At 65.9% G+C, this 15,323-nt stretch carries 17 protein-coding genes; 7 read left to right on the top strand and 10 right to left on the bottom strand.

The window, feature by feature from the left end; all coding sequences use genetic code 11:
* A partial coding sequence (locus HY726_14545) for an undecaprenyl/decaprenyl-phosphate alpha-N-acetylglucosaminyl 1-phosphate transferase (protein ID MBI4610215.1) occupies positions 1–936 on the bottom strand: 936 nt, incomplete at its 3' end.
* Positions 937–1,133: 197 nt separating this feature from the next.
* Between HY726_14545 and HY726_14550 the strand changes: the two genes are divergently transcribed.
* On the top strand, positions 1,134–1,604 hold the full coding sequence (locus HY726_14550) for a hypothetical protein (GenBank protein MBI4610216.1): 471 nt from the start codon (positions 1,134–1,136) through the stop codon (positions 1,602–1,604).
* Positions 1,605–1,644: 40 nt separating this feature from the next.
* Here HY726_14550 and HY726_14555 read toward each other — a convergent pair whose 3' ends face one another.
* Together HY726_14555 and HY726_14560 are read right to left on the bottom strand one after the other, a co-directional pair.
* Positions 1,645–2,817, bottom strand: coding sequence for a glycosyltransferase family 4 protein (locus HY726_14555; protein MBI4610217.1), 1,173 nt, complete (start codon positions 2,815–2,817; stop codon positions 1,645–1,647).
* Positions 2,818–3,077: 260 nt separating this feature from the next.
* The gene (locus HY726_14560) at positions 3,078–4,229 is read right to left on the bottom strand and encodes a Fic family protein (protein ID MBI4610218.1); all 1,152 of its coding nucleotides are present in this window, start codon (positions 4,227–4,229) and stop codon (positions 3,078–3,080) included.
* Between the two features lie 175 nt (positions 4,230–4,404).
* On the opposite strand from HY726_14560, the gene HY726_14565 reads away from it, so the two are divergent.
* Positions 4,405–6,411 (top strand): hypothetical protein, encoded by a 2,007-nt coding sequence (locus HY726_14565; protein ID MBI4610219.1) that lies wholly within the window; start codon positions 4,405–4,407, stop codon positions 6,409–6,411.
* Here the strand turns inward: HY726_14565 and HY726_14570 are convergent.
* The 5 genes from HY726_14570 to HY726_14590 all read right to left on the bottom strand — a co-directional run bounded on the left by HY726_14570 (position 6,374) and on the right by HY726_14590 (position 10,745).
* On the bottom strand, positions 6,374–8,044 hold the full coding sequence (locus HY726_14570) for a sulfatase (protein ID MBI4610220.1): 1,671 nt from the start codon (positions 8,042–8,044) through the stop codon (positions 6,374–6,376). The two genes, HY726_14565 and HY726_14570, sit on opposite strands and share 38 nt — an antisense overlap.
* A gap of 182 nt (positions 8,045–8,226) precedes the next feature.
* Positions 8,227–8,790 (bottom strand): DUF3800 domain-containing protein, encoded by a 564-nt coding sequence (locus HY726_14575; protein MBI4610221.1) that lies wholly within the window; start codon positions 8,788–8,790, stop codon positions 8,227–8,229.
* A gap of 143 nt (positions 8,791–8,933) precedes the next feature.
* Positions 8,934–9,455, bottom strand: coding sequence for a nucleotidyltransferase domain-containing protein (locus HY726_14580; GenBank protein ID MBI4610222.1), 522 nt, complete (start codon positions 9,453–9,455; stop codon positions 8,934–8,936).
* 77 nt (positions 9,456–9,532) lie between these two features.
* Positions 9,533–10,249, bottom strand: coding sequence for a VanZ family protein (vanZ, locus tag HY726_14585; protein MBI4610223.1), 717 nt, complete (start codon positions 10,247–10,249; stop codon positions 9,533–9,535).
* A gap of 64 nt (positions 10,250–10,313) precedes the next feature.
* Positions 10,314–10,745 (bottom strand): YXWGXW repeat-containing protein, encoded by a 432-nt coding sequence (locus tag HY726_14590; GenBank protein MBI4610224.1) that lies wholly within the window; start codon positions 10,743–10,745, stop codon positions 10,314–10,316.
* Positions 10,746–10,970: 225 nt separating this feature from the next.
* On the opposite strand from HY726_14590, the gene HY726_14595 reads away from it, so the two are divergent.
* Complete coding sequence (locus HY726_14595; GenBank protein ID MBI4610225.1) at positions 10,971–11,393, top strand: DUF433 domain-containing protein; 423 nt, start codon at positions 10,971–10,973, stop codon at positions 11,391–11,393.
* Between the two features lie 3 nt (positions 11,394–11,396).
* Complete coding sequence (locus HY726_14600) at positions 11,397–11,765, top strand: DUF5615 family PIN-like protein (protein ID MBI4610226.1); 369 nt, start codon at positions 11,397–11,399, stop codon at positions 11,763–11,765.
* A gap of 49 nt (positions 11,766–11,814) precedes the next feature.
* On the opposite strand, the gene HY726_14605 is transcribed toward HY726_14600, so the two are convergent.
* Positions 11,815–12,363 carry a Uma2 family endonuclease gene (locus HY726_14605; GenBank protein MBI4610227.1) on the bottom strand — a complete coding sequence of 183 codons (549 nt, stop codon included), beginning with the start codon at positions 12,361–12,363 and terminating at the stop codon, positions 11,815–11,817.
* 819 nt (positions 12,364–13,182) lie between these two features.
* Here HY726_14605 and HY726_14610 point away from each other — a divergent pair.
* The 3 genes from HY726_14610 to HY726_14620 all read left to right on the top strand — a co-directional run bounded on the left by HY726_14610 (position 13,183) and on the right by HY726_14620 (position 14,793).
* Positions 13,183–14,115 (top strand): AAA family ATPase, encoded by a 933-nt coding sequence (locus tag HY726_14610; protein ID MBI4610228.1) that lies wholly within the window; start codon positions 13,183–13,185, stop codon positions 14,113–14,115.
* Between the two features lie 134 nt (positions 14,116–14,249).
* Positions 14,250–14,474, top strand: coding sequence for an AbrB/MazE/SpoVT family DNA-binding domain-containing protein (locus tag HY726_14615; GenBank protein MBI4610229.1), 225 nt, complete (start codon positions 14,250–14,252; stop codon positions 14,472–14,474).
* Positions 14,404–14,793, top strand: a complete 390-nt coding sequence (locus HY726_14620) for a type II toxin-antitoxin system PemK/MazF family toxin (GenBank protein ID MBI4610230.1) — start codon at positions 14,404–14,406, stop codon at positions 14,791–14,793. Before HY726_14615 ends, HY726_14620 begins: the two co-directional genes overlap by 71 nt.
* 379 nt (positions 14,794–15,172) lie before the next feature.
* Here the strand turns inward: HY726_14620 and HY726_14625 are convergent.
* A partial coding sequence (locus HY726_14625; GenBank protein MBI4610231.1) for a DUF86 domain-containing protein occupies positions 15,173–15,323 on the bottom strand: 151 nt, incomplete at its 5' end.

The raw sequence follows: 15,323 nt of genomic DNA on the forward strand, positions 1-15,323 counted from the left end.
CAGGCCGAGGAGAACAACGGAGTACGAGAGGCCGATCTGGTAGGAGAGGAGCGCGACCACACCCGAGCTGGCTGCGACCCCGTAAAAGAAGAGGACGACCCCGCGCTCCGACACCCCGACCGCGACGAGCCTGTGCGAAGTGTGGTCGCGCCCGCCGACGGCCAGCGGACGGCCCGACAGGAGACGCGTGATCGTCACAAAGGCGGTGTCGAAGATGGGGACGAGGAGGATGAGGACAGGCAGCGCCATGACCGCGGTAATACCCCGCGAGTACGGAAACTTGGCGACGAGCGACAGCCCGGCCAGGAACAGGCCCAGGAAGTAGCTCCCGGCGTCCCCCATAAAAATGCGCGCGGGCGGGAAGTTGCGCACGAGGAACCCCAGGCAGGCCCCCAGGAAGACCGCCGAAGCCAGCGCCCCCTTCGAGTCGAAGTCCCAAAACGACAGGAGCAACGAGAACCCCGCCGCGATCGCCGCCACTCCAGCCGCAAGCCCGTCCATGTTGTCCAGCAGGTTGAAGGCGTTGGTGATCCCGACGATCCAAACCAGCGTGATGAAGACGTCCAGGAGCGGAACCCGGCTCACCTGTAGGAGGAAGCCCGAGTAAAGTAGCGCGGCTGCCACAATTATCTGGGCGGCGAGTTTGATCTGGGGCTTGAGGGAGTAGATGTCGTCCGCCAGCCCCACGGCGGCCATGCTGAGGGCGGCAAGGCTCAAAACCAGGAGGTCGCGCGTCCCGGCCCCGCTCAGCGCCAGGGGGACGAGCGTGGCGCACACGATCGCCACCCCGCCCAGGAGAGGCACCGGGGCCCCGTGCCAGCGGTCCTCCCGCGGGGCGGCGACAAGACCCACGCGTCGAGCGACGCGCTCGCAGACGAGCGTGAGCCCGAACGACAGCCCGAGCGCGACCAACCCCCAGATCGCGAGCGTGCTCATGCGCGCACCAGCGACCTCTTCGACCTCTTCACCACGCGCACCAAAGTGTCACGATTCGCTCCTGTCGCTCCCAGCGCCGGCAGGATACCATGGCCGTGCGACTGTCGGAAATGCCCTTCATCCGAGAGGATCTTGGAGCGGCTTGAGCCCGCTCTAGTCGCGTGCTATGGTGGACCTGCGTCTGTGGAGGCGGGTGTATGGAGCTGTTGCTCGGTCTCGTCGGACTCTTCGCATCGACACTGGGCCTTACCCTGGTCCTCTACGCTGTCTTCGTGAATGGCGCCAAGATGAAGGAGTGGCTGCGCGAGATTCACGAGAGCGGCGAGCGCCAGGCGATGATGCTGGAGGGCCAGACCCGGGCGCTCATGCGCCAGAGTGAAACCCTGGACGGTCACAGCCGGGTCGTGGGACGACTCGGAGAAGTCCTGGACCACCAGGCTCAGATCCTGGAGCGCATGGACGAGCGGGCCCAGCGCCAGAGCGAGATGCTGGAGCGGATGGACGAGCGGGGCCAGCGCCAGGCCCAGATCCTGGAGGGCATCGACCAGCGCGCCCAGCTCCAGGCCCAGATCCTGGAACGGATCGAGGAGACGACCCGGTACGTCGCCGAGCTGGTAAAGGGCGAGGGCGAGCGCACCCGAGAAGAGTTTCGCCGCCCACGCGAGTGAACCTCGACATCACCCTCCACCCGCGTAGCGGGACGACTCGCTATAACGCATCTCCAAGCTTCTCCCTGAGCAGTTCGCCATAGACGCGGTCCATATCGGCCAGGAGGCGGTCCGCGCTGAAGGCCGGGTAGACACGCTTTCGCCCGGCTTCGCCCATGGCGCGCCGCCGCTCGGGATCAGCCAGGAGCTCGAGCACGGCCCGAGCCAGCTCGTCGGGCTCTCCGGGCCGAACCAGCAGGCCGGTGACCCCATCCTCCACCAGGTCCGGCACCCCGCCGACGCGCGTCGCCACCACCGCTCGGGCGGAAGCCATGGCCTCGATCAGCGAAACCGGGAGCCCTTCGTTCGCCGAGGTGAGCACCACGACATCCAGGTCAGCGTAGATTCGCGCGAGATCCCCGCGCCAGCCCAGAAAGTGGATCCGGCCGGCCAGCCCCAGGGTCTGTGCGCGAGTCTCCAGCCTCCCGCGTAACTCACCATCTCCCACGACGACGAAGCGGCAGTTCGGAATTCGCATGGTCACCGCCTGAGCGGCGGAAAGAAAGTCCTCGTGGCGCTTGATGGGGACCAGGCGCGCGACGATTCCAACGAGCGGAGCGTCACTCAGGTCCAGCTCGGCCCTGAGCTGGCCCCTGAGGGTCTCAGAGCGAAGGAAGGGATCCAGGTCAAGCCCCAGGGGAACCACCTGAAGGCGCTCGGGACTTCCGACCCTCCTGAGCAACAGGTCCTGCCTCACCGCCTCGCTGACAGCGAGGAGCCGGTCCGTCCACCGGGCGAGCGTCCGCTCGATGCCCAGAAAAAGGCGCGTCTTTGCGCGCGAGAAGTAGCCCTGAAGAACATGACCATGGTAAGTGTGCACGACGACCGGCACGCGCGCCAGGCGCGCCGCGACCCGGCCGAGGGCTCCCGCCTTCGCCGTATGGGTGTGGACGATGTGCGGGCGCAGCTCGCGCATGAGGCGGTAAAGTTGCAGGAAGGCCCGGAGATCCCCCGCGCCACGGATCTCCCGCCCCAGGGAGGGGATGATGGTCAGGTTCTCGAGAGACCGTCCCATGAGGGTCAGATAGTTGGCCTCGCCCGGACTCTCCCGCCCTGCCACCAGCCAGCTCTCGTAGCGGATCGGGTCCAGTCGCTCGGCGAGGAGAGTCGCGTGGAGGGCAGGCCCGCCCACGTTCAGGCGAGCAATCACTCGAAGGACCCGGATTCGCTCCATCAGTCCCCGTCGCGGCAGCAGCAGTTTGGCACTCGCCGCCTCACGCGCCCTATTCTAGTCCAGTCGGAGGGGGCCTCGACGGCCCCCTCCGAGGCCTCCCCCAGGAATGGTGGTTCGAGCGTGGCGGGTTCGGCCATGCCGCGAGGCAGGCCACCCGCCGCGCGAGGCCCGAGTTGGTTGCGCGGGCGAAGCCCGCGCTCGAAGGGTCTTATTCCGACAGCCACCTGGGGTCTGGACCCGCATGCGACTAGGAAGCGGCATCAAGCCTCCTCGAGCGGGGTAAGGCGCGCCGGCTCCTCCAGGATGTCCAGCAGGGCCTTGGCGCAGTAGACGCGGTCGCGCTTGGCCTGGCTGATCTCCGTGACGATGCGCAGATCCTGAAGCCTCGCGACTGCGCGTTGGGCAGTCGTGAAGGCCACACCGAGCCGTTTCGCCGCCCCTTTGACGGTCAGGAACGGGTTGGCGGCCAACTGATCCAGGAACGCCAGCGGCACCTTGGACGGCGTTCCTGAGACAGCAATCCGCCACTCCGCCAGGCGCCCGTTGATCCTCTCGGCGCGGCTCAAAGCGTCCTCCGATTGTCGGGCAACGCCGTTCAGGAAGTAGTGCAGCCACTCCACCCACTCTCCCCGCCCGGTCACGTCTCGCAGGCGCTCGTAGTAGTCGCGGCGCGTCGCCTCGAAGAACGCGCTCAGGTAGAGCAGGGGCGTGGGCAGAATCTCCCGCTCGACAAGAAAGAGCGTGATCAAAAGTCGCCCGACGCGCCCGTTGCCATCCAGGAACGGGTGGATCGCCTCGAACTGCGAGTGCGCCAGGCCGATTTGCACGAGGGGCGGCAGGGAGCGGTCGTGCAGAAACTTCTCCCAATCTCCAAGGCAGGCCATGAGCTCGCCCGGCGGAGGCGGGATGTATGTGGCATTCGCCAGCGGGGCCCCCGGCGGGCCGATCCAGTTCTGCGATCGACGAAACTCCCCGGGAGTTGCGTAGTCGCCCCGAACGCCGGCCATAAGTCTCTTGTGGAGCTCCCGAATGAGCCTGAGTGACAGGGGAAGGCTTTTCAGGCGCTTAATGCCGTACTCCAGAGCCACGACATAGTTCCCTACCTCTCGCAGGTCCGCGGGGCTCCGCTCCACCGCCGCCCCGGCCTCCGCGGCCAGGAGCTCACCGAGAGTGGCCTGGGTCCCCTCAATCCGGCTCGAGAGCACCGCTTCCCGCCGGACGAACGGCCGGATTAGGAGATGCGGGTTCGGCAGCCGCCCTCCTTCTCCGGCCAGCCGCCCGATCAGCCGGTCGGCGTCCGAGAGGGCCCGGACCAGCTCCGGTCCCCAGGAGAGTTCCGGCGGCAGGGGATCGGGCACGAATGCCGTGTACCCCTCCCGGGTTCGGACGTGCCGTCCAGGCGCTCCAGCCACGGTTTCCCTCTAATTCGCGGCGGTGAAAACAGCGGAGAGAACTATTATCGGAATTATCATAAAACGAAAATAAGAAGTCAACCCCTACTTCAAACGTCACTAGCTTGAGGCCTCGCACCCGCATGAGACAGAATCGGTTCGTGGCAGATCGTGGGGCTGGGGAGGGCCGGCAGGCGTGACACCGACGAGGGCCATTGCCCACGCGATCGTCGTGCTCGTTGCTGGATGCGGGGTTGTGGCTCGACAGCCGCCCGACGACCTCACCGCTGCGCTCATCCGGGCCGGCCTCACGTGGGAGACGCTCCGTTTCGACGCCAGGGCGATGGAGGTCTTGGGCGGCGACGGAGGGGTTTCCTCTCCGGTTTTCCGTCTCCTCCACGATCGATGGCAGCTGGTCCCCCGCTATACCGAATCCCTCCTTCAGGGCCGAGGGGAGTGGCTCGGCTCCCTGGGCCGCGTGATCGTTGCCGCCTCGGGGCTGACAGGGGGAAGGACAACGCTCGGCACGCTGAGCGACCCTCTCGCCGACTCCCGCCGACGCGTTCAGGGGGAGGATCCGCTTTACGAAGCGATCGCGCGTATCCACCGGGAGCGAGGTCAGCCATTGAGCGGGCACGACCAGCAAAAGCTTGCTGCCCTGACCGCGGGAGTCCCTCACGGCATCGCGCCGGAGGTCGCGCTGCTCCTCCACACCGCCCTCGAGGCTGTCCGCTGGCGCGACCTCGCGTTCCGGCGCGTCAGCCAGCTCGAGGAAATGGTCCGACGAGAGGAGAAGGTCGAGCTCTACGATGCGGGGACCGGCCTCGCCGGCTACGATCTGGTGTCTCAGGTGGACTACTCGGCGCTCTTCTCGGGGGCGGCCCTTCTCGGCTATGCCCTGGATGAGGTGACCCCACGCCTGGCCCGGTTCGATGTGAGCGCGCCGTTCGCGTTTCGCTGGGAGTCCCCGCTCGGGGTGATCGTCCTGAGCGGATCGCGGGCTGACGACCGGTGGGGGGAGGAGCCCTATCTTCTACTCGTCGACTTCGGCGGGAACGACACGTACACCGCCGGCGGCGGGGCGACCTTCGCCCATCCGGTCTCCATCGTCATCGATCTGGCGGGGAATGACCACTATGCGGGAGGCCGTGGACAGTTCGGGAGCGGGCGGTTTGGCTACGGGTTCCTCGTCGATCTCGCCGGCGATGACAGCTACAGCGTCGAGAAGATGGGGCTCGGGTCTGGCCGGTACGGGGTCGGGATCCTGAAGGACGAAAGGGGGAGCGACCGGTACGAGGCCGATTCTCTTGCCCAGGGCGCCGGGGTCATGGGAATCGGGATCCTGATCGATCGCGAAGGGGACGATCGCTACCGGGCGTTCCAGGCCGCTCAAGGCTTCGGCTTTGTCAGAGGCCTCGGCCTTCTCCTGGACGGGGAGGGAAATGACAGCTACGTGGCCGACGATCGCGAGATCCGCTATCCCTCAGAGCAGGCCCCTGAGCACAACGCCTCGCTCTCCCAGGGCGTGGGCGTTGGCCACCGGGCCGCCGACAGCCACTCGCTCGGTGGGGGGATCGGGATCCTCCTCGACGGCGGCGGCGACGACGAGTACTCCGCCGGCGTCTTCGCCCAGGGGGCCGGCTACTGGTACGGGATGGGGCTGCTCCTCGACGCCAGCGGGAACGACTCCTACCAGGGCGTGTGGTATGTGCAAGGCGCCGCTGCCCACTTCAGCGTGGGAGCCCTCAGAGACTTCGCCGGCCAGGACCGGTATCGTGCATCGCATCTCATGGCGCTCGGGGCAGGTCACGACCTCGCGCTCGGCTTCTTCATGGACGACGAGGGGGATGATCACTACGCGGGCCCTCCCCTCTCCCTCGGCGCGGGGAACCAGAACGGCATCGGCATCTTCGTCGAGCTGAAGGGAAATGACGTGTACCGGGCCTCAGGCGATGCTCTGGGCATGGCGAGGATCACAGCGCCACGCTCGAGCCTCCGTCCGTCCCTCCTCTGCATCGGCCTCTTCCTCGACCTCGGCGGCCAGGATGTCTATCCGAGCTTCCGAGGCGGGAATGGAACCCACTGGCTCCACCCGGGGAAGTACGAGAGGGAGAAAGGGCTCGGCGTTGACGGGGAGTACGCCGACTTTGCTTCCCTCCCCTGGACTAGCGGCTCACCGGGCCGTTCGCCGGCTCGACCATGAAGCTCACCCACTCCGTCCAGCAGCCTTGCCCCTGGCACCCCTCGGGCCGGAGCCTGAAGCGAAACGGGTTGTAGAGGGGGAGCAGGTTCCAGACGCTTGAGTTGAGCGGCCCGAACTCTTTGCTCCTGCCGGCCACGGGGAACGAGCCCTTCAAGCGGTACTTCCCCTGACCGACCTCGTACTCGAGGACATAGCGCCCGTCGGTGCTCCCAACCCACTCGATGACAATCCGTCCGCCAGACTGGCCAAAAGCCACACGCCCGCGCGGCCGGACGATGGTGGGCGGCTCAGTCGCCGCGTGGCCTGTCGCCTCGGGAGGCGCCTGAAGCTCGACGGCCTTCGCAAGGTTGACCGCAGCCCAGCGCGTCAGCTCACCCCGGAGCCGTGCCACCACCTCGGGATGGCGGCGAGCCACATCGCGCTGCTCGCGAGGGTCCGAGGGAAGGTAGTAAAGCTCCTCCTGGACCTGGCCGGAGGGCTCCCGGCGCTGGATGAACTTCCAGGGCGGGCGGCGGAGCGCCTGGAGGCGTGGTTGCTCCCGCCCCTCGGGGCACGAGCGTCCGCAGACGGTGGTCTCGGAGAACGCGCGTTCGGCAAAGGCCCTGGACTGGCCGCGGATCAACGGGAGGAGGGATCGCCCCTGAAACGACGACGGCCGGTCCACCCCGAGGACGTCCAGGATCGTCGGCAGGACGTCGATCCCCTCCACCTGAGTTGTCACCACCCGGCCTCGGGGGAGCCCGGGCCCGGTCATGATGAGAGGAACGCGGATCACCTCATCGTAGAGGGTTCCCGCCAGCGACGTCGAGGCATGGCCGACAAAGCCATGGTCGAGAAGCTCTTCCCCATGATCCGCGCTCACGACGACCACGGTCTTGTCCCCCAGACCCAGCCGCTCGATCACTCCCAGGAGGCGGCCGACCTCCTCGTCCGTCCGGCGAATCTTCCCGTCGTACAGGGCCGAGAGGACCCGGCGGTCCTCGGGTCTCAGCGCCACCTCGCCCTTTTGCACGATCGGTTGTCCGAGAAACGGTTGAACGCGTTTCAGGAGAGCCGCGGGGAAGGGCTCCCCGCCCGGGGCGAACATCCGATCGTACGGAGGGGGCGGGTTGTACGGAAGGTGCGGCCCCTCGTAGTGGAGCCAGAGAAAGAACGGCCGCCGCGCATTGGCCTCGAGCCACCGCTCAGGATCGCGGTCGGTAACCGGCTCGAAACCGAGGTGCTCGAACTCGGGGAGGGCGATCAGGTATGACAAGCCGGGCACGGCATACCCGGCCCGGCGAAGCCTGACAAGAGGAGTCTCTGTTCCCGGCGCCAGGCGCGCCCTGTGGTCATGGACCCCGTGAGCGGTCGGGTAGACGCTGGTGAGGGTCGAGACCAGCGCCGCGGAAGTCCAGGAGGCCTGATTGATGACCTGGGTGAAGCGCACCCCGCTTCGCGCCAGTCGCTCGAGGGTGGGGCTCGTCGGCTTCGGATACCCATAGGCGCTCAGATGGTCCGGGCGCAGGCTGTCGATGGTGATGAGGAGCACGTTCGGGCGAGCGTCCGGCTCCGGGTGCGCACGAACCTCCAGCGCCGACCAGGCGCTGAGCCCGACCAGGAGAGTCAGGAGAAGAACCCTTGGGGCGCGCACGTCAGCCAGCCCGGAGGACGAACTCTACGACCAGGGCGCCCGGAGGGTTATCCGACCCCTTTGACGCGCTTGACGGTTTTGCTATACTTATGCTTGAAAAAGCGAGCCGAACTCCGACCGTATGGCGGGTGGTCCCAAAAGGACCTAGGCCGTGCCCCCTACCCACGGGGGTTTTTCTTTCCCTAAATCTGCCGGATCGTTCCCCCGGCCTTAGCCCGGTCAAGCCTCTCCCTCCACTCCGCCACCCCCTCCTCCGCATCTCGGATAAACCCGGCCATCGCATCTGCAAGCCGTAAGAGTGCGTTACTCTCTTCTCGTCCACCTCTCACTTTCCGGACAGGAACGCGGATCCGCCTCAGGCCTACAGCAACCTGACGGGTCTCGCCTCGACGGAGGCCGTCAATCACTACTGTCACTTTGTAGTCACGCTTGCCTGTTCGCTCGCCCAGAGCCTTCGCAATCGTAAGCAAGGTGAGGTCTCGATACGCTCGTGTCCCCGGATAGACGGAATAGAAGACCGCTCCCCTGAGCTTTGGATCTCCGAGCAGTCGATCCATATAGGCCGACCGCGGTTCGTGCCGGGATTTATGCCACGGGAGCGCGCCCTTCCCCGTCTCCTTCTCTACTTCCGCAAGCCAGCGCAGGAGCTCATCACGCTCCGAGCCCACCACAACCACAGCAACCAAGAAGAACCCACCCAGGGTGTCCTGACCGGTTTCGTCTGCGTAGGCATAGAGCTTCTCCATGGGCGTAATTTACGTAGTCTATCGCTTCGAGGCGGGGAAGGGGAAGGACGCGAATCCGCGCTCATAGGAGACAATGCCTCCCGACTACACGAGTACGCGCGGACAATGGCTCATGAGATGACTCCAGGCCATCTCGATGTTCGTCATAGCTCAATGACCTCGCCCGGGGCGAGATCAGGCTTCAACACCCAGTAACGGGTCCTCCCGCTTACCCGCCGCTCAGCTCCGAGTCGTTTCAGAGAGGCCTCGAGGCGCGCCAGCACCGATCGGAAAAAACCGTCCCGATCGTGCAGAAGCCTCGCGTCTTCGACGAGGTCGAGGTAGAGCGGGACAACTCTGACAGCTTCGTCTCGAGTCCTGAGGAGCCTGGCCAGACGCGGGCGGAGTCCCAGAGAGCGAAGCCGATCAAGCTCCCGCTCGAATTCCCCGTCCACTCCCTCCAGCAGGCGGAGGCGCGCGAAGCGCCCAGGCGGAAACTCCTCGGCTATGATCAGAAGGTCAATGTCCGAATCCGGGCCGGCATCGCCGCGCGCGACGGACCCGAAGAGGACAACCGAGACCAGGTTCTGCCCCAAGGCGCCGTGGAGCAGCCCAGCATAGCGCTCCGCGGCAGCCCGCAAAGCCAGGGGGATTTCGTTGGGATCCAAAGCGGAGACGGCGCCCATCGTCGTGGATATTCTACATGGTTCTTCCAGCCCGACGCCGCTGAATGTGGCGGAGAACAAGACGGCGCCGGCCTACGTCAACCCGCCCGGAGGACGAACTTCACGAAGAGCGCCCCGAGCGTGCCCGCCGCCACGTCGAAGACGACGTCCGACAAAGCCCCGTAGCGACGGGGAAGAAACACCGCGATCCACTCCTCAACGGTCCCGACCCAGAGGGCGAGGAGCACGACCCACAGATACAGATGGGGCGGTGGCGTGAACGGCCTGAGGGCGCGCTCGGCCAGGACGCTGAGGAACGAGTACTCGAGGAAGTGGATCCGCTTCACCGTCACCTCGAGCGCTGCGAAGTAGTAGGTATAGACCAGGACCAGGCCGGCGAAGACCACGTAGGCCCGCAGCGGAGTCCGTCGCCAGAGCAAAGCGCCGACGCAGCCGAGCGCGACCAGAGCGCCAAGCGCGTTGACAGCTCGCCGGAAGGTCGAGTGCCCGATCGTTTTGACGATGGCGCTTACGACCTGAAAGCCGATCGGAAGCGTGAGATAGATGAGGCCTACCCATAGCGCCACCGCCATCCAGCGCCGTCGGAGGGTGTCCGAGGAAACGAGATGCCGCTCCGGCTCGCGCCGGACGGGTACGGCGAGGAGCGCGACCACGCCCAGGGCAATGGTGGCGAACGCCAGCGGCATCCCCCGATGCTTGAGGAGTTCGGCCGGCGTCTCCCTGACAGGCACCGCCCCGGCGGTGGTCACCAGAAGGATGCCGAACGCGCAAATCCCGCCGGCGATCACTCCCATTGGCCAGCGGGACTTGCGGCACAGGGGCCTCAGCGGGCCGATCCGGAACAGGTCAGCTCCGCCCTTATTTCACCCACACCCACTGGCCGGGCCACCAGGCCCAGCCGTGCTCGCCCCACACCCACCTCCCCGGCTGCCAGACCCACTGCCACGCTGACGGCGTGGCATGTCCGTTCGAGCCCGTGACGGTCACGCTGCTCTGGATGACGACCATCGAGGGCGGAACCTCGACCGTCTGGGGAAAGGGATGCAGGAACGGGAGGTGGTCAACCGGGCGCGCCTGCGGGTTGGTGATGATCACGACCGTCTGCGTCACGGTCTTCGTCGTGCCAGCGGGTCGCTGCACCCCGGCGTTGGGGGGGCCGGCGAGCCCGCCAAGCCTGAGCGGAGACGCCCCGAACCTGAACGACCCCGCCCACGCCCCGGCCGGGACGAGGACGAGCATCGCCGCCACCATCACGGAGCCCGTCAGGAACGCGCTCGCCTTCTTCATCATCGCCCTGGCCCTCCCTGGAACGTGATCCGGGGGAAACCCCCCAGCCGTGAGGTCAGTGTATCAGAGGATGCCGTCAGTGGGCGGCTTCGAGGCCGTCATCGGTGAGCTCAGGACGAAGCGGCTCCGCGATATCTGGTAGTGGTACCCGATATCTCTCGTCCTCGACATTGTATTCGCTGTAAGCTAGCGTAGTGAAATGCACTACTGCCCTCGAAGAGGCTTCTCATGAGGAAAACCCTACCCTTCAGCTTGCGGCTGCCCCCTGACATCTTGAAGGAAATCCGCGCCCTTGCAAAGCGATCGCAACGGCCAAGTAGCTACGTCGTCTTCACACTGATCGAAGAAGGTCTGCGGCAACGCCGATGCCCTGGCATTGTCTTCACCGATGGCCCAACGGGACGGAGAGCCACCGTTGCTGGCACCGGCATCGATGTTTGGGAAGTCGTCCGAGTCTACAGAGTCTGCGGAGAAGACCCCGAGACCCTGGCCCACGCTCTTCCACAGCTGTCCAGGCGACAGCTCGACGCTGCTCTGCATTACTTCCGGTCCTACCCCAAGGAAATTGAGGAGCGCCTTGCCCGTGAAGAGACGGCCGAGGCGGAGCTTTCGGCGCGCTTTCCTCTCGTGAAACCGTATCGGGTCTCATAGCCCGTGCGGCTACTCCTGGACGAGCAGATCAACCCGGCCGTCGCGACCGAGTTGCGGCACAAGGGGTACGACGTCATTACAGCCAACGAGATCGGGACCCGAGGGGCAACTGACCCCGAGCAACTCGCCGCGGCTGCCTTGTCGCATCGAGCCTTGGTAACCCACAACGTTTCGGATTTCCAAGAACTCCTCACAGAATGGGCGCAAAAAGGCGTCACTCACTGGGGGCTCATCTTCGTCAGCGAAAAGACCATCTCGCAACGGTCCGTCGGCCCTCTGGTTCTCGCCCTTCAACACTTGCTCGACGATTTCACCGCCGAGGATGGCTTGCTCAACCAAGCCGTCTACTTAGCGAGACCCCCTACAGCGTGACGATCCCCTCCCGAGGCTTGAGGGGGCAGGGGAGCCTTGCCGGTGAGGGCTACGGCCAGAGGGAAGTGGGGACGAGCACGAGGTCGGTAAAGGGGGGAGGGCTGACGGGCTCCGGCCCGGAGGCTCGCAGGGCCAGGGAGTAGCCCTCGGGCCCGAGGACAAACGCCTCCACCATGTGTGCTTCGGCGTCCACCAGCCAGAAGAACGGCACAGCGTGACGGGCGTAGAGCTGATGCTTGGTGCTCCGGTCGATCAGCGTGGTCGAGGGAGAGATGATCTCCACGGCCAGCGTAGGCGGGCCCTCAACCCCGCGCCGGCTGATCGCCCCGAGGCGCGTGCGGTCGAGGTAGACAATGTCCGGCTGGACGATGGAGGTGTCGCTCAGGATCACGTCGAGCGGCGCGTAGAGCACCTCGCCGATTCCCTTGGCTTTGACATGGGCGTCAAGGACCCGGAACAGGTTGCGGCTGGTCATCTGATGCTGAGGACTGGGCGCCGGCGTCACGGAGAGCTCTCCCTCATGGATCTCATAGCGGCGACCGTCGGCCGGGAGAGCCTCATACTCTTTGTAGGTCAGCACGACGCGACGGGTCGCCATGGGGTTGGCTCCTCGCAAGGATTGTACGGGCTCCGAAAGGGCGCGTCAAACAACGCTCGTTAGACCTCGCACGGCGTTGCAGCTCGAGGCGCCTTCACCCTTATTTCGTCCACGCCCACCGACCAGGCCACCAGGCCCAACCGTGCTCGCCCCACACCGACCGCCCGGGCTGCTAGTGCAACTGACCGGCTGCCGGCCCGGCATGGCCGTTCGAGTGCGCGGTCACGCTGGTCTCGATCACGGTCGTCGAGTTCGGAACGCCGAACGTCTGGGGAAAAACGCGCTTGCCTTCTTCATCATCGTCTCTGGCCCTCCTTCGAACGTGATCCGGGGGAAAAGCCCTGCCATGAGGTCAGCGTATCAGTCGGAGTCTTAAGCAGCGGGATTCGCAACGGCTTGAGGGGAAAGAGCCCATCCCCGAGCTCCCGGCGCGCACCGGGCTCGAGCGTGTCGCGCCCCGGACTGTCACAAAGTAGAGACAGTCATGGCGGGGTCAATGACGCGGCGCGCAAAAGTGGAAAGTTATTGACAGGCCCCCCCGAAATTTTGGTAAAAGGCGGTAAAGGGGTTAAGCAACCCGCCCGGAGGCAGTGAGTGCTTCCGGGCGATTTTTTTAAGACAGCGCATATGCTGAACCCAGAGGAGTCGGCCCTGCTCGTCGTGCCTTCTGGACCTTCCCAGGAGAGGCTGACCCGCCTCGCCGCGGGAGAGGATGGCCCACCGGCCATTGGGGGACCGAGGCCGGATTCAATCCCGCCCCTTACGGATTCGATTCCGCCCCTTAAGGGGAGGGTTGGGCTGGAAACGAATTTCCACCCCTTGAGCGGGGCCGCCCTCCTGAGCCAGGAGCCCGAGCTGCCCATCCGCTGGATCTGGGAGCCGTTTCTCCCTGAGGGGGGCCTCGCCCTCCTCGTGGCCTACATGAAAGTGGGCAAGACCACCTTCGCCTATGCCCTCGCCGTGGCCGTGGCGCAGGGCCGTCCTTTCCTGGGCTTCCCCACCATGCGGGGAGGGGTCCTGCTGCTGGCCCTCGAGGAGCACCCCCGGGAAGTCAGGCGTCGCCTCAGCCGTCTGAACCTCGGCCCCGAGGATCCGCTCTACGTCCATGAGGGCCCGCTGACCTACACTCCGGCCACCTTCGAGGCCCTCCGGGGGTTCATCAGGGAGTACGGCATTCGCCTCGTCATCCTCGACACCCTCTCCATGTTCTGGCCCGTGACCGACGAGAACGCGAACGCCGAAGTGATCCGGAGCATCAAGCCCCTCCTCGCCCTCGCCCGCGACACCGGGGCCTCGGTCGTCCTGATCCACCACGAGCGGAAGGCCGGCGGGGAAGATGGCCGGGGCATCCGGGGCGGCTCCGCCCTGTTTGGCCTGGTGGACCAGGCCCTCCTGCTCGACCGCCGGCAGGGGGGAAAGGACACCCAGCGCGTGCTCCGCGCCCTGGGCCGCTACGCCGAGACGCCGCGGGAGCTGATCCTGGAGCTGGTCGGGGACGAGTACCGGAAGGTTGGGACCGCCGAGGAGCTGGGCCTGGAGGCCATGAAGACGAAGGTGCTGGCTGCCCTGGCCGCGGCCCCCCAGGAGGTCGCGCGCCTGGCCGGGCAGGCGGGGCTCAGCGAAAAGGCCACGAAAAAGGCCCTCTCCGCCCTGGGCCCAGGCGTGGTGCGCGAAGGGAAGGGCGTCAGGGGCAAGCCGCGCACCTACCGTCAGGCTGACCCGGATTCGATTCCTTCCCAACCCCACCCTTGAGGGGCTGAACCGCCGGCACCTGATTCCCAACCGCCCGCGCCCCGGCTCTCTCCCCAATCACGCCATCGTTGGAGAGGTCGACAAATCTCTTTACCTCTTGTATTCTTATTGTAAAACGTAAAGGAGATTGACCGATGTACGTCGGTAGATTGTCTTCCAAAGGCCAGGTGACCATCCCGAAAGAGATCCGCCAGACGATCGGTCTCAAGCCGGGTGACATGATCGCCTACCAGGTTCAAAATGGCGTCGTCACGCTCACACGGGTGGAGCCCTTCGATGCCGCGTTTCATGCGGCGCTCTCCAGCACCCTTGACGAATGGACCACCCCGGACGACGACGAGGCCTTCCGTGATTTGTGAACCATGGGATGTGATCGTCGTTCCCTTCCCGTTTGCCGAGCGACCGGGCAGCAAACGGCGGCCTGCCCTGGTGCTCAGTAAAAAGGCGTTCAACGAAAACGGGCACACGATTCTCGCGATGATCACGACCAGGGCTCACCACCCATGGCCGGGAGACACCGACATAGAGGACCGCCAAGCCGCCGGGCTCCATGTCCCCTGTATGGTTCGCCTCAAACTCTTTACCCTTGACAACAGGCTGATTGCAAAACGGATCGGCCACCTCTCAGAGGACGACAGCAAGCGAGCGGCCAAGCGCATCCGTCTCTACTTCCTCTAATGCCTGAGGGCCGATCCATACCTAGGCCGGATTCGATTCCTGAGGGCCCCCTGACCTACGCTCCGGCCACCTTCGAGGCGCTCCGGGAGTTCAAGCCCCTCCTCATGCTCGCCCGCGACACCGGAGCCTCGGTCGTCCTGATCCACCACGAGCGGAAGGCCGGCGGGGAAGATGGCCGGGGCATCCGGGGCGGCTCCGCCCTGTTTGGCCTGGTGGACCAGACCCTCCTGCTCGACCGCGCTCAGCATCCTTCCGGTACCGGTCGGTCAGTTCCATCGCGTCGCTCAGGCCTCACCCTCCTTCAGCCGGCCCCGGGCCGAGCACGCGCCGTGGTCTCGTTCTATCTCGACGAGGATCTGAGTCCGCGGGTGGCCGCCCATCACACCTGCCGCGAGGCCAGGAACTCCCTCACCCGCGCCTGGAACGCCTCCAGCGTCTGAGTCCTCTCGGGCAGCCGGCTGAAGACGGCCTGGTGGTCCACGCCCCAGTACATATGCACGAGCAGGTTCCGGAACCGCGCCAGCTCCATC

This window comes from Candidatus Rokuibacteriota bacterium (assembly GCA_016209385.1).
Classification (GTDB): Bacteria; Methylomirabilota; Methylomirabilia; order Rokubacteriales; family CSP1-6; genus JACQWB01.